This window comes from Mesorhizobium sp. WSM4833 (assembly GCF_055811095.1).
Window position 1 is genome coordinate 1 of the sequence record NZ_JBVVQG010000059.1, and the last position, 258, is coordinate 258.

The 258-nt window shown below is 67.1% G+C and carries 1 protein-coding gene; it reads left to right on the plus strand.

The features are described from left to right. Positions 1-258 (plus strand): hypothetical protein (locus AC0L2D_RS31860; RefSeq protein WP_473544134.1); only part of this gene is annotated, 258 nt, incomplete at both ends.

Here is a 258-nt window from a genome sequence, read left to right on the forward strand (position 1 = left end):
GACAACACGCTCGACCTCAACGGTCTGATCAACGTGGTGGCAACGGTGACGGCGACGGACGGCGACAACGACGTCGTATCGCAGCAAAGCACGAGCTCGGGGCCGTTGTCTCTGACCTTCGACGACACCGATCCGACACTTTCGATCACGGCCGCGCCGGTGGTTGGTGCCGCCGAAGTGGTCGAGGCGAGCGGGGCTGGCGGGCACAGCCAGGCGACGATCACGCCACCGACCTTCACCGCGAGCGCGGTCGACGGC